Origin of the sequence: Bacillus sp. FSL K6-0923 (assembly GCF_038630825.1) — a bacterium.
GTDB classification, from domain to species: Bacteria; Bacillota; Bacilli; order Bacillales; family Bacillaceae; genus Bacillus; species Bacillus pumilus.
The window spans coordinates 1,602,954-1,617,163 of the sequence record NZ_CP152044.1; the positions used below are offsets into that span (position 1 = coordinate 1,602,954).

Here is a 14,210-nt window from a genome sequence, read left to right on the forward strand (position 1 = left end):
AATGAGTCAATTTGTAAATGTGATCGGAGCAGGTTTAGCTGGAAGTGAAGCAGCATGGCAAATTGCTAAACGCGGAATTAAAGTCAACTTATATGAAATGAGACCTGTCAAACAAACGCCAGCTCACCACACAGATAAATTTGCAGAGCTTGTATGCAGCAATTCACTGCGTGCCAACGCTTTGACAAATGCGGTCGGTGTATTAAAGGAAGAAATGCGTCATTTAGATTCAGCGATTATCGCAGCCGCAGATGAAAGCTCAGTTCCTGCTGGCGGAGCGCTTGCAGTAGATCGTCATGAATTTGCAGCAAACGTTACTGATCGAGTAAAAAATCACCCGAATGTGACAGTCTTTCAAGAAGAAGTACAAAGCATTCCAGAAGGCCCAACAATTATTGCGACAGGTCCACTTACTTCTGAAGCACTTTCAAAAGAATTAAAATCGTTAACTGGAGAAGAGTATCTATACTTCTACGATGCAGCGGCACCTATCCTAGAGAAAGATAGCATTGATATGGATAAGGTGTACTTGAAATCACGTTATGACAAAGGAGAAGCCGCTTATTTAAACTGTCCAATGACAGAAGAAGAATTCGATCGTTTTTATGAGGCGCTTATTTCTGCTGAAACAGTTCCATTAAAAGAGTTCGAAAAAGAAATCTTCTTTGAAGGCTGTATGCCAATTGAAGTCATGGCGAAAAGAGGAAAGAAAACGATGTTGTTTGGTCCGATGAAGCCAGTAGGACTTGAAGATCCGAAAACAGGAAAAAGACCTTACGCTGTTGTTCAATTAAGACAGGATGATGCAGCAGGTACTTTATATAACATCGTCGGCTTCCAGACACATCTGAAGTGGGGCGACCAAAAAGAAGTATTCCGCTTGATTCCAGGTCTTGAAGAAGCAGAGATTGTTCGTTATGGCGTGATGCACCGCAATACATTCATTAACTCACCGAGTCTTTTAAAACCAACGTATCAGTTTAAAAATAGAGAAGATCTATTCTTTGCCGGACAAATGACAGGCGTTGAAGGCTATGTCGAGTCCGCAGCTTCCGGACTAGTCGCTGGTATAAACGCCGCTCGTTTTGTCAAAGGAGAAGAGCTTGTGACTCTTCCGGAGGAAACAGCGATTGGCAGCATGGCTTATTACATCACATCGACAAACAAGAAAAGCTTCCAGCCAATGAATGCGAATTTTGGCTTGTTGAAAGATCTTGGTGTTCGCATTAAAAACAAACAAGAGCGTTATGCAGAGTACGCTAAGCGCGCAATCGAAACTATTCAAACTATTTCGAAATCTCTGTAGTAAAACATTGCAAGGAAAGCAAGATATGTGATACCATTTAAAAGCCTTAAAGAGGTGTAAAAATGACGAATAAACAGCGTCTTGTCCACTTATTCATTGAATATCTGCAAATTGAAAAAAACTATTCTGTTTTAACCATCTCAGGATATACAGAAGCGATTGAAGAGTTTGTCAGATTTATGAACGTTCAAGGAATAGACGGTTTTGAAGAGGTATCCTATCAAGATACGAGAATTTATTTAACAGAAGCTTATGAAAAAGGCCTGACAAGAAGAACGATTAGTAAGAAAGTCTCTGCGCTTCGCAGCTTTTATAAATTTCTATTAAGAGAACAGCTTGTGAAAGAAAATCCTTTTTTACTCGTTAGCTTACCAAAGCAGGATAAGCGAATTCCTTCATTTTTGTATGAAGAGGAACTGAAAGAGCTTTTTACTGTTTCTGATGTCAGTACACCGCTTGGGCAAAGAAACCAAGCGATTTTAGAACTTCTTTATGCAACAGGTATGAGGGTCAGTGAGTTATGTTCATTAAAAGAATCTGATCTTGATTTATCGATGGATACAGTGCTTGTTCATGGGAAAGGCAGCAAGCAGCGGTATGTTCCTTTTGGTTCATATGCTCATGAAGCACTCATCACTTATTTAGAGGATGGAAGGCTGAAGCTGAAAGCGAAGGGGAATGATCGTGCTGATGCATATGTATTTTTGAATCAGCGCGGGGCGCCTCTTACAGACAGAGGTGTTCGATTCATTCTCACTGAACTAATGAAAAAGGCGTCAGGCACATTACATATCCATCCTCACATGTTAAGGCACACCTTTGCCACACATCTCTTAAATGAGGGAGCAGATTTGAGAAGTGTTCAAGAACTTCTTGGTCATTCGAATTTATCATCAACTCAGGTGTACACGCATGTATCAAAAGATTCTTTAAGGAAAACGTACATGTCTCATCACCCAAGGGCTTTTAAACGATCCTAAAAGGAGGTTTTTTCATGTCATCATTTCATGCAACAACCATCTTTGCCGTTCAACATAAAGGAAAAAGTGCGATGGCTGGCGACGGTCAAGTCACTTTCGGGCAGGCTGTCGTGATGAAACACACGGCAAAAAAAGTGCGCCGTCTTTTCGGAGGTAAGGTGCTTGCAGGTTTTGCAGGTTCAGTAGCAGATGCATTTACACTCTTTGAAAAGTTTGAAACGAAGCTTGAAGAATATGGTGGTAACTTAAAGAGGGCAGCCGTAGAACTAGCAAAAGAGTGGCGTAGTGACAAGATGCTTAGGCAGCTTGAGGCCATGCTGATCGTTATGAACAAAGACAGCATCCTGCTTGTCTCTGGTACAGGAGAGGTCATCGAACCAGATGACGGTATTTTGGCCATCGGCTCAGGCGGCAATTATGCGCTTAGCGCCGGGAGAGCACTCAAAACACATGCAGGTGATCACCTCACAGCAAGAGATATTGCAAAGGCTGCTCTTGAAACCGCCGGAGAAATCTGTGTCTACACGAACGATCAAATCACTTTAGAAGAGCTTGAATAGAAAGGACATGAGACGTATGGAGAAAAAGCCGTTCACCCCAAGAGAGATAGTTGAAAAGCTTGATCAATACATTATTGGTCAGCTTGATGCGAAAAAAGCAGTGGCGGTGGCTTTAAGAAACCGTTACAGAAGAAGCCTTTTACATGATAAGCTAAAGGATGAAGTCGTTCCGAAAAACATCTTAATGATCGGCCCAACAGGAGTGGGGAAAACAGAGATTGCCCGCAGAATTGCAAAAATTTCTGGTGCGCCTTTTATTAAAGTGGAAGCGACGAAGTTTACTGAAGTTGGTTACGTCGGCCGTGATGTAGAATCGATGGTCAGAGATCTAGTTGAGACAGCGATCAGAATTGTCAAAGAAGAAAAGATGAAAGACGTTCAAGAAGAGGCAGAAAAACAAGCAAATAAACGTCTTGTTCATTTACTTGTTCCTGGCAAGAAAAAAAGCCAGTCTGTGAAAAATCCTTTTGAGATGCTGTTTGGTGGGTCTGATGAAGATGACCGTGATCGAGATCAATCAAGTGAAGAAGTAGAACTTGAATCGACAAGAAAGCGAATCGCTCATCAGCTGGCGATGGGCGAACTTGAAGATCATTACGTCACGATCGAAGTCGAAGAGCAGCAGCCATCCATGTTTGATATGCTTCAAGGCTCGGGTATGGAGCAAATGGGCATGAACATGCAGGATGCGCTTGGCAATCTGATGCCTAAAAAGAAAAAACGCAGAAAGCTGACCGTCAGAGAAGCAAGAAAGGCGTTAACAGCTGAGGAAGCTTCAAAACTGATTGACATGGATGAAGTCAGTCAAGAAGCTGTCTATAAAGCAGAGCAGCAAGGGATTATTTTTATCGACGAAATCGACAAAATCGCCAAAAGCGGTGGTGCATCATCTGCAGATGTTTCTCGTGAAGGGGTTCAACGTGATATTTTACCGATTGTAGAAGGTTCAACTGTGATGACGAAATATGGGGCAGTGAAAACAGACCATGTGCTTTTTGTAGCAGCAGGTGCATTTCATATGGCGAAACCATCAGATTTGATTCCAGAGCTTCAAGGACGCTTCCCAATTCGTGTAGAATTAGATAAATTAAGTATCGAAGACTTTGTGAAAATCTTAACGGAACCAGATAATGCATTATTAAAGCAATATAAAGCTTTACTTGAAACAGAAGGTATATCTCTTGAATTTTCTGACGATGCTATTCATAAGATTGCAGAAGTGGCTTATCATGTCAATCAGGAGACAGATAACATCGGTGCAAGAAGGCTTCATACCATACTTGAGAAGCTCCTTGAAGAGCTTTCATTTGAGGCGCCTGATATTACACTAGGGACAGTGACCATTACCCCTCAGTATGTAGAAGAGAAGCTAGGAAAGATTGCAAATAACAAAGACTTAAGTCAATTTATACTTTAACAAATGAATAAAGTAATCTAGGAGGATCATTAACATGGCGTTACTACAAAAAACAAGGATTATTAACTCAATGCTGCAAGATGCAGCGGGGAAACCAGTTAATTTTAAGGAAATGGCAGAAACATTGAGAGATGTCATTGATTCAAACATTTTCGTATTAAGCAGAAGAGGGAAGCTTCTAGGCTACTCGATCAACCAGCAGATTGAAAATCCGCGTATGAAGAAAATGCTTGAAGACCGTCAATTCCCTGAAGAATATACAAAGAGTCTATTCAACATCCCTGAAACATCTTCAAATCTTGACATTAACAGTGAGTATACAGCTTTCCCGATTGAGAACCGTGATTTATTTGAATCAGGTTTGACAACCATTGTGCCAATTATCGGAGGAGGAGATCGTTTAGGAACGTTAATCCTGTCTCGTTTGCAAGATACATTTAAAGATGATGATTTAATTCTTGCTGAATACGGTGCAACAGTTGTTGGAATGGAGATCCTTCGTGAGAAGTCAGAGGAAATCGAAGAAGAAGCAAGAAGTAAAGCAGTTGTCCAAATGGCGATTAGTTCTCTTTCATATAGTGAGCTTGAAGCCATTGAACACATCTTTGAAGAACTTGATGGCAACGAAGGGCTTCTAGTGGCAAGTAAAATTGCTGACCGTGTAGGAATCACTCGTTCAGTGATCGTGAACGCCTTACGTAAGTTAGAAAGTGCTGGCGTCATCGAATCTCGCTCTCTTGGAATGAAGGGAACGTATATCAAAGTGTTAAACAACAAATTTTTAATTGAACTTGAAAATTTAAAATCTCATTAATCAAAACCCCTTTTTAGCAGAAATACAAGCTAAAAAGGGGTTTTTTTTATAAAAAAAGAGGATTTGTCCGAAAAATGACACTCTTTTTTCCAAGAAAACCCTTACAATTCTTAGTTCTTTGAATCTAGGTCTTTGTACCTACTCGTAAAATAGATATATATTACGAGTTTTTTTTACATATACATCATAGACTTTAATCCTATTATTTCTTACAATGAACATATGGTTTTACAAATCTCGACATGATTAAATGGAATGAAATACATATGATTGGAGGTATATGGTTTTGGATATATTTTCTGGAACGATAAGCAACCTTGAGAATGCCTTGGGCAGAGCGAATGTTAAGCAAAAAGTCATAAGCAATAATATCGCGAATATAGACACACCGAACTACAAGTCGAAAAACGTCGCATTTCATGATATGCTAAACGATGCGTCGATCAAGCTAGATGCTAAAAAAACATACCAAGGTCACATTGATTTTTCTAAAACAGGGTCTAATTATTCAGTTGTTTCGAGCAACCGTACTTCATATCAAGAAAACGGAAATAATGTCGATATTGATCAAGAGATGAGTGAACTCGCTAAAAACCAAATTCAGTATAATGCGTTGGTTGAAAGAATGAGTGGAAAATTCAATTCTCTTAAAACAGTTTTGACAGGAGGTAAGTGATGTCAATTTTTTCAGGCGTTAACGCTTCGGCCTCTGCACTAACAGCACAGAGGCTCAGAATGGACGTTGTATCCTCTAACCTTGCAAATATGGATACAACAAGAGCGAAACAGGTTGATGGCAACTGGGAGCCTTATAGACGTAAGCTCGTCACCTTACAGCCGTCAGGTGAATCGTTTTCATCTATATTAAACTCAAGTATGAATTCGAGCAGTAAATTAGGAAACGGCGTGAAAGCAACGAAGATTACAGAAGACGAAACTCCATTCAACCTTCAATATGATCCTACAAATCCCGATGCCAATGAAAATGGATATGTTCAAACACCTAATGTTGATCCATTAAAGGAAATGGTTGACCTCATCAGCAGCTCAAGGTCATATGAAGCAAACGTGACCGCACTAAATGCGAATAAAAGCATGTTGATGAAAGCTTTAGAAATAGGAAAGTAAGGTGAAAAGAATTGGTTAACGCAATATCTCCTTTCCAGCTTCAAACTGCTCAGCAAGCAAGTGAATTGACAAATGCATCGTCCGTTCATGCGGCTGCACCTAAAAGTCAAACGAATTTCTCTGATGTGCTGAAGAATTCCATTGAGGCATTAAATCAATCGCAGCTGAAATCAGACCAGTATACAAATGCACTTGCACAAGGAAAAGATGTCAATCTCGATGAAGTCATGATTGCCTCGCAAAAAGCGAGTGTGACACTCACAGCTGCAACGGAGTTTCGAAATAAAGCAGTCGAAGCGTACCAAGAGATTATGAGAATGCAGATGTAGGAGGTGCTGACGGACAAAAAAAGACTGAATGGAATGACCGGGGGTTAAGATGAATCGTACTTTAATGCAATTAAGAACAAAAACAGTTGAGTTTTGGCGAAATCGATCAAAATTACAAAAAATACTTATGATTGGCGGCGTTGCTGCCCTAGCAATCATTATTACGGTTGTTAGCATCTTTGCTTCTTCTGAAAAAATGGTTCCATTGTTTAGAGACTTGTCTGAGGCAGAAGCTGGACAAATCAAACAGGAACTAGATGGCAAAAACGTTAAATCGGAACTTGCGAATAATGGAACAACGATTCTCGTTCCAGAAAAGCAGGCCGACTCTTTAAAAGTAACACTCGCATCTGAGGGTCTCCCTAAGACAGGGAATATTGACTACTCATTTTTTGCGAATAATTCCGGCTTCGGTTTAACAGATAATGAATTTGATGTTCTGAAAGTAGACGCAACCCAGACAGAACTATCCAATCTAATCAACACGATTGATGGGATTAAAGATTCAAAAGTTATGATTAACCTGCCAAAAGATTCCGTTTTTGTTGGAGAAGAGCAAAGTAATGCATCAGCATCCATTGTGCTGCAAGTTGAACGTGGCTACACGCTCTCGCCGCAGCAAGTAAAAGGCCTTTATCATCTTATTTCAAAAAGTGTGCCGAATTTAAAGACAGAAAACATTGTCATTATGGACCAAGATTCCAACTACTACGACTTAAACAGCAGTTCTGATTCCTATGCAAGTGGAATGGATGCACAGCAGCAGAAGAAAGAAGAAATTGAAAAGAACCTTCAAAGAAAAATTCAACAGCTGCTCGGAACAATGATGGGTCAAGAAAAAGTCGCTGTATCGGTCACAACAGACATTGATTTTACTGAAGAGAAAAGAAAAGAAGATCTTGTAGAACCAGTTGATAAAGAAAACATGCAAGGCATCGCTGTCAGTGCTGAAAAGATTGCTGAAACTTATTCAGGAAATGGTGCAGCAGCTGGTGGAACCGCTGGAACAGGCGACGATGATGTCACAAACTATCAAGGCGCCGATGGAGCGAATGGTAGCGGAGATTACGAAAAGAGCGAAGATCGTATCAACTATGAAGTCAACCGCATTCATAAAGATATCAAAGAGAGCCCTTATAAAATTAGAGATGTTGGCATTCAAGCATTGGTCGAACCACCAACTGCAAACGATGTGAACTCTTTAACAGCTGAAAGGCAAGATGATATTAAAAAGATTCTTTCAACGATCATTAGCACGTCAATTGATAAAGAATACACAAATGGTCAAGCGCTCACTCAAGCAGACTTAGATAACAAAATTGTTTTATCTGTATCAAAATTAGACGGTAAACAGCAAACTGCAGCAGAAAACCCATCAAACAATATTCCAATCTGGGTTTATATTGTAGGCGGTGTGCTACTACTTGCAATTATCGCTCTCATTGTTCTTCTTGTGCGTAAACGCAGAAAAGAAGAGGAAGAAGAGTTTGAGTTTGATGAACGTACACCAATCCATGTTCCTGATATTGACACTGAACCAGAAACAGAGGAAATGGTGAGGAAAAATCAGCTTGAGAAAATGGCAAAAGATAAACCAGAAGACTTTGCTAAATTGCTACGCAGCTGGCTGTCCGAGGATTAGGAGGAATACACATGTCGAGAAAAGATCCAAATCGACTAACAGGCAGACAAAAAGCAGCAATCCTAATGATTTCCTTAGGGCTAGACGTGTCAGCATCTGTATACAAACATCTGTCTGAAGACGAAATAGAAAAATTAACACTTGAAATTTCCAATGTACGAAGTGTAGATACTGCTAAAAAAGATGAAATCATCGAAGAGTTTCACAGCATCGCCATCGCGCAGGACTACATATCACAAGGCGGTCTTATGTACGCAAGACAAGTACTTGAAAAAGCACTTGGTGAGGACAAAGCGGACAGCATCTTAAACCGGTTAACATCCTCGCTTCAAGTGAAACCGTTTGATTTTGCCCGGAAGGCTGACCCAGAACAAATCTTAAACTTTATCCAGCATGAGCATCCGCAAACCATTGCGCTCATTCTTTCCTACTTAGATCCAGTCCAAGCAGGGCAGATATTATCTGAATTAGGTGAGGATGTACAAACAGAGGTTGCGAGACGTATTGCTTTAATGGACCGCACATCTCCAGAGATCATCAATGAAGTGGAACGCATTCTTGAGCAAAAGCTTTCTTCAACCTTTACGCAAGACTATACGCAAACGGGCGGAGTCGAAGCGGTTGTAGAAGTACTAAATGGTGTAGACCGTGCGACCGAGAAGACCATTTTAGACACTCTTGAAATTCAAGATCCTGAGCTTGCTGATGAAATTAAGAAACGTATGTTTGTCTTTGAAGATATTGTCACTCTTGACAGCAGAGCAATTCAGCGCGTGATCAGAGATGTTGAAAATGATGACTTATTGCTCGCACTCAAAGTGGCAAGCGAAGAGGTCAAAGAAATTGTCTTCCGCAACATGTCACAGAGAATGGTCGAAACGTTCAAAGAAGAAATGGAGTTTATGGGACCTGTCCGGCTTAGAGATGTCGAGGAAGCACAAACCCGTATTGTCAGCATCGTAAGACGACTCGAGGAAGCTGGAGAAATCGTCATAGCTAGGGGCGGAGGAGACGATATCATTGTCTAGGATTATCAAACATGAAACATCTGTTATTCCTGAGCAAGGCCGGCAAACGATTCCTTTGCAGCAAGTGGAGTTCAAAAAAGAACATCATGAAGAAGAGCTTGTCAATGAAACAGAAGCATCGCAGCTTGTACTAAGTGATGCTGAAGATCAAGCAAGCCGTATAGTAGAACAAGCAAATAATGAGCTTGAAAAAACAATGGCTGAAATCAATCAGCGCCGTGCTGATTTTGAAGAAGAAAGAATGCAGCTGATTGAAGAAGCGAAACAAGCTGGTTACCAAGATGGCTTCCAAAAGGGTGAAGCAGATGCGATGAGTCAGTATCGATCAATTCTTGATCAAGCAAATGACATTGTCAGTCTTGCCAAGCAGGATTACGAAGAAAAAATTGAAAGCTCCGCAGAAAAAATTGTGGAACTGGCTTTTGAACTCGCTAAACGCGTTTGGTACTCGGCTGAGGACACGAAAGATCAATTTTTGGCTCTCGTGAAGCAGGTCATTTCTGAAGTGAAAGAATATGACGATATTTCCATCTATGTGGACCCTAAACATTACGATCACGTGATGGAGTATAAAGACGAATTAATCAGAATCCTTCAAAAGGATACACACCTTGCGATTTACTCGGATGAAAAAGCGCCAAAAGGGACTTGTTACGTAGAAACAAGCTTTGGAAAAGTGGAAGCGAGTGTTGATACCCAAATGAATCAGTTGAAAGGAAAGCTGCTAGAAGTCATTGATTCAGGTGAGCACAAATGAACATCGATGTGTTAAGAGAAACGATCGAAACTGCCGATCCTTATAAACGATTTGGTAAAGTCAATCGAGTTGTTGGACTGATGATTGAATCTAAGGGGCCGGAAAGTTCTATCGGAGACGTGTGTCTCATTCATAAAAAGGGGCGTAAGCACGATCCGATAAAAGCAGAGGTTGTAGGGTTTAGAGATGAACATATTCTGCTCATGCCTTATGTAGAAGCATCCAATATTTCACCAGGGAGTCTAGTTGAAGCGACAGGTGAGTCGCTGAAGGTCAAAGTTGGAACTGGCTTAATTGGCGAAGTTGTTGATGCCTTCGGTGAACCGCTGGACGGCAGTATGCTTCCAAAGGGACTTGCACCTGTTTCGACAGATCAGTCACCTCCAAACCCGATGGACAGGCCGCCTATTCGTGAAAAAATGGGCGTTGGCGTCAGAGTAATCGACAGTCTGCTTACAGTCGGCACTGGTCAGAGGATCGGAATTTTTGCCGGAAGTGGTGTTGGGAAAAGTACCTTAATGGGGATGATTGCTAAGCAGACAGAAGCAGACCTGAATGTCATTGCTCTTGTTGGAGAGCGTGGCCGTGAAGTTCGTGAGTTTATTGAAAAGGATTTAGGTACCGAGGGACTAAAGCGATCGATTGTTGTCGTCGCAACTTCTGACCAGCCAGCGCTGACAAGAATGAAGGCTGCTTATACAGCAACAGCAATTGCAGAATATTTTAGAGACAGAGGAAAAAATGTCATGTTCATGATGGACTCTGTTACACGGGTCGCTATGGCACAAAGGGAAATCGGTCTTGCAACTGGTGAACCGCCAACGACAAAAGGATATACGCCTTCGGTGTTCGCTATACTGCCAAAATTACTTGAACGAACTGGAACGAATCAGCTTGGTTCCATCACAGCGTTTTATACAGTGCTTGTTGATGGGGACGATATGAATGAGCCAATCGCTGATACAGTTAGGGGAATCTTAGATGGTCACATTGTACTTGATCGTGCTTTAGCCAACAAAGGACAATTTCCCGCTGTCAATATTCTGAAAAGTATCAGCCGCGTGATGAGCAATATCGCAAGTCATGATCACAAGGAGGCGGCCAACCGGTTCCGCCAGCTTTTATCCACTTATCAAAACGCTGAAGACCTCATTAACATTGGAGCATATAAAAAAGGCTCCTCGAAAGACATTGATGATGCTATGCAGGCTTATCCTCATCTGATTTCATTTTTGAAGCAGGATGTAGAAGAGGCTGTATCTATTGAAGACAGTGTGAATGTATTGCTCGGTTTGATGAATAGAGAGGATTGACGAAAACAGTGAGATATCAATACAAATTTCAAAAGCTCTTAGAACTGAAAGAAAGTGAAAAAGACAAGTCACTCGCAGCGTACCAACAATCCGTTTCGGCATTTGAGCAAGTCGCTGAAAAGCTCTATGAAAATATGAGTAAAAAAGAATTAATGGAAAAAAGCAAAGAAGAAAAGCTGAGAAGTGGTATGAGTGTCCAAGAAATGCGTCATTATCAGCAATTTGTGACCAATTTAGATAACACGATTCAGCATTATCAGCAGCTTGTGATCATGAAACGCCATCAAATGAATGAAAAACAATCTGATTTAACTGAAAAAAACATTGAGTTTAAAAAGTTTGAAAAAATGAAAGAAAAGCAGTATGAAAAGTTTTCCCTTGAACATAAGGCCATTGAAATGAAAGAAATGGATGATATCTCTATCAGCCAATTCATGTTTCAAGGACATTAGGAGTCGAGATGAATGCCTAAGAAGGAAAAAACGAAGGAATCAAGTGGCGGTAAATTTCAATGGATCTTGTTTATTGTCATCATCCCATTGATTGTGCTTGTGTTAGTGACTGGCACAATCCTTTATATGGCAGGTTTTGATCTAAAGAAACCGCTCCAACACATTCCGGGCGTCAGCAGTTTGGTTGGTTCAGATGACACGTCAAAAACGTCATCTTCACATAATAATCAAAGCGATGCAGAATTGAAGGAACTGAAAAAGACCATTAAAGAGCAAAAAAATGAACTTGAAATTGCGCAAAAAGACTTAAAAACAAGTGATGAAGAGATTAAAAGACTGAATCAAAAAATCAGTTCACTTGAAAAAACAACTGAAAATGATGCGAATAATACGTCAGCGAGTGACAGTTCATCAAACAACAGCTCATCGAGCGATACATCAGGTAATAATGCGTCAGGGACAACTTCTGATGAGGCAGCAGCCTCTAACCAGAAACCTAAAGGGAAGATTGCCAGTATCTATGAAAGCATGGACGCAGGGAAATCCGCCAAAATTTTATCAGAATTAAGTGATAAAGAGGCCTTGAAGATCCTCGAAGAGCTGAGCAAAAATAAACTAACAGACATATTAGCAAAACTAACACCTCAGAAGGCAGCTACGTTTACGAAAGAGCTTTCTAAAAAAGAAAGTGAAAATGGGGGTGGACAATAAGTGAAGCTATTAGATATTGGAGCCTTACAGCAATCATCTCAAGGTCTCGCGGGACCAAAGGGGAGCGGAGTGGCCTCTGCAAGCGGGTTGTTTAAACAATTACTTAGCGGGGCAGGTGCACAAAGCGGTCTTGTGAATGCTGAGACAACGGGTGCCACTCTTTCCATCAATGATGCGATGCAAATCATTGAAAAATGGATGCAATCACCTGAAGAAGGTATCAACGGAGACCTTCTTAGCGCACTTCAAACACTTCAAGGTCAAACGCTTGATTCGTCTGATCTCAAGTCACTAGAAGAGCTATTTCAAAAAATGGAATCATCCATTTACGGTGATCAAGCTGATAAGCCAGCTTCTGAACATAGTGAGCAGCTCATACAAGTCCACTTTTTCATATATCAACTGCTCAATCAACAGCCGCTCAGCTTTGATGCAAAGTTAGTGCAAGATATTGAAGCAAAGGGTCAAGACTTCATTCACTTTCTTTCAAAAAATGGGGTAGATGAGAAACTGATTCAGCAAGTAAAAGAGCAGTTTTTCTCGCAGGGTTCAGCTCCAAAGCTGAATTCGATGTCTCAAAGTGAGCTGAAACACTTTAATCAGTTAATCGACCATATGATGGCGAATGCAAAAGGGTCAGACAAAGAGTTGAAGATTGCTTTAGGAGAGTTAAAAGAATTGGTCTCTCCAAGACAAGAATCTACTCTTGCTACTCCTGCTAAAGGGGCTGCCTCTCTTGAATGGCTCATCAAAAAGGAAGTGGTCAAAGGGCAAAGCACTGCTGCACCTGCTTCTGAAAAAACGATCACTCATACGCTTTTGCCAGGTCATAAGCAGTTTTTTCAACTGCAATCAGCAGCCCCTGTTCAGCAGACACAAACAACTGATGAAAAGCCGGGAACGGTTGATCAGCAAATTCTAAATACGTGGAAGCAAATGAAATTCACACCATTTGGCAACTCAAGCGGACGCTTTACAGTTCGATTAAATCCAGAAAATCTCGGATTTATCACGATTCAGCTGACGAAGCAAAATGGTATGTATGCGAGTAAGATTACTGCTTCGACACAAGCAGCAAAAGAGCTGCTAGAGCATCATCTGCCGCAGCTCAAGCAGGCGCTTCCGAATATGTCGGTTCAAGTGGATCGTTTCCATATACCGCTTCAATCAAATGAACAGCCGTTATTTGGACAATTTAACGAAGAAAACAAGCAGCAACAGTCAAAAGGGCAGAATTTCCAGAAGCCTGATGAACAGGAAGCAGAATTCCAAGATGTACTGGATGCTCTTGTTGGGTCAGATGAAGAAGAGGAGGAAATCTAATGGCAACGGTTGATGCTACGAATAGAACAGTCGCACAAACACAAACAGACACTTCTTCAAAAGCAGAAAAGAAAACAGATACGCTCGGCAAAGATCAATTCTTGAAAATTTTGCTCACGCAGCTTCAAAACCAAGATCCGACAAACCCACTAGATGACCGTGAGTTTGTCACACAGCTTGCAACATTTTCATCTTTAGAACAGCAAACCAATATGAACGATTCTATCACCAAGCTGAATCAGCTCATGTCTACATTTGTTGCACACCAAGATCCGTTTACGACGTATGTAGGCTGGATTGGTAAAGAAGTAGCGGGCAAACAAGATGATAAAGACATATCTGGCACTGTCAAGTCTGTTAAAAACATAAACAATGAATACTTCCTATATTTAGAAGATGGAACGAAAATCAGCCCTTGGGACGTTACAACTGTTGGAGAAAAATCGTAAG

The 14,210-nt window shown here is 40.9% G+C and carries 16 protein-coding genes; all 16 read left to right on the top strand.

Going from position 1 to position 14,210, the window contains the following annotated elements; translation table 11 throughout:
- The first annotated feature begins 1 nt into the window (after nt 1).
- The gene (gene trmFO, locus MHI16_RS08075) at nt 2–1,306 is read left to right on the top strand and encodes an FADH(2)-oxidizing methylenetetrahydrofolate--tRNA-(uracil(54)-C(5))-methyltransferase TrmFO (protein ID WP_034662383.1); all 1,305 of its coding nucleotides are present in this window, start codon (nt 2–4) and stop codon (nt 1,304–1,306) included.
- Nucleotides 1,307–1,368: 62 nt separating this feature from the next.
- Nucleotides 1,369–2,286, top strand: a complete 918-nt coding sequence (gene xerC / locus MHI16_RS08080; protein WP_058013999.1) for a tyrosine recombinase XerC — start codon at nt 1,369–1,371, stop codon at nt 2,284–2,286.
- Between the two features lie 14 nt (nt 2,287–2,300).
- Entirely contained in the window at nt 2,301–2,846 is a 546-nt protein-coding gene (gene hslV / locus MHI16_RS08085; RefSeq protein WP_003211247.1) for an ATP-dependent protease subunit HslV, read from the top strand.
- Between the two features lie 16 nt (nt 2,847–2,862).
- On the top strand, nt 2,863–4,263 hold the full coding sequence (hslU, locus tag MHI16_RS08090) for an HslU--HslV peptidase ATPase subunit (protein WP_003211907.1): 1,401 nt from the start codon (nt 2,863–2,865) through the stop codon (nt 4,261–4,263).
- Between the two features lie 34 nt (nt 4,264–4,297).
- A complete protein-coding gene (codY, locus tag MHI16_RS08095; RefSeq protein ID WP_003210838.1) occupies nt 4,298–5,077 on the top strand; it encodes a GTP-sensing pleiotropic transcriptional regulator CodY in 780 nt (259 codons plus the stop codon).
- A gap of 286 nt (nt 5,078–5,363) precedes the next feature.
- A complete protein-coding gene (gene flgB, locus MHI16_RS08100) occupies nt 5,364–5,753 on the top strand; it encodes a flagellar basal body rod protein FlgB (protein WP_012009952.1) in 390 nt (129 codons plus the stop codon).
- Nucleotides 5,753–6,205: a flagellar basal body rod protein FlgC gene (gene flgC, locus MHI16_RS08105; protein ID WP_058013998.1), complete on the top strand. Its 453-nt coding sequence runs from the start codon at nt 5,753–5,755 to the stop codon at nt 6,203–6,205. Before flgB ends, flgC begins: the two co-directional genes overlap by 1 nt.
- Before the next feature lie 11 nt (nt 6,206–6,216).
- Entirely contained in the window at nt 6,217–6,534 is a 318-nt protein-coding gene (gene fliE, locus MHI16_RS08110; RefSeq protein ID WP_058013997.1) for a flagellar hook-basal body complex protein FliE, read from the top strand.
- Between the two features lie 49 nt (nt 6,535–6,583).
- On the top strand, nt 6,584–8,176 hold the full coding sequence (gene fliF, locus MHI16_RS08115; protein ID WP_058013996.1) for a flagellar basal-body MS-ring/collar protein FliF: 1,593 nt from the start codon (nt 6,584–6,586) through the stop codon (nt 8,174–8,176).
- An 11-nt stretch (nt 8,177–8,187) separates the two neighbouring features.
- Nucleotides 8,188–9,204, top strand: coding sequence for a flagellar motor switch protein FliG (fliG, locus tag MHI16_RS08120; protein WP_012009955.1), 1,017 nt, complete (start codon nt 8,188–8,190; stop codon nt 9,202–9,204).
- Nucleotides 9,197–9,961 carry a flagellar assembly protein FliH gene (gene fliH, locus MHI16_RS08125; RefSeq protein WP_058013995.1) on the top strand — a complete coding sequence of 255 codons (765 nt, stop codon included), beginning with the start codon at nt 9,197–9,199 and terminating at the stop codon, nt 9,959–9,961. Before fliG ends, fliH begins: the two co-directional genes overlap by 8 nt.
- Nucleotides 9,958–11,274, top strand: a complete 1,317-nt coding sequence (fliI, locus tag MHI16_RS08130) for a flagellar protein export ATPase FliI (protein ID WP_058013994.1) — start codon at nt 9,958–9,960, stop codon at nt 11,272–11,274. The genes fliH and fliI overlap by 4 nt, the downstream gene beginning before the upstream one ends.
- An 8-nt stretch (nt 11,275–11,282) precedes the next feature.
- Nucleotides 11,283–11,726, top strand: a complete 444-nt coding sequence (gene fliJ / locus MHI16_RS08135) for a flagellar export protein FliJ (RefSeq protein WP_034620036.1) — start codon at nt 11,283–11,285, stop codon at nt 11,724–11,726.
- 12 nt (nt 11,727–11,738) lie between these two features.
- Complete coding sequence (locus MHI16_RS08140) at nt 11,739–12,437, top strand: MotE family protein (RefSeq protein ID WP_058013993.1); 699 nt, start codon at nt 11,739–11,741, stop codon at nt 12,435–12,437.
- Nucleotides 12,438–13,760, top strand: coding sequence for a flagellar hook-length control protein FliK (locus tag MHI16_RS08145; RefSeq protein WP_058013992.1), 1,323 nt, complete (start codon nt 12,438–12,440; stop codon nt 13,758–13,760). It begins immediately after the preceding gene.
- Nucleotides 13,760–14,209: a flagellar hook assembly protein FlgD gene (gene flgD / locus MHI16_RS08150; RefSeq protein ID WP_058013991.1), complete on the top strand. Its 450-nt coding sequence runs from the start codon at nt 13,760–13,762 to the stop codon at nt 14,207–14,209. The genes MHI16_RS08145 and flgD overlap by 1 nt, the downstream gene beginning before the upstream one ends.
- Nucleotide 14,210: the final 1 nt, after the last annotated feature.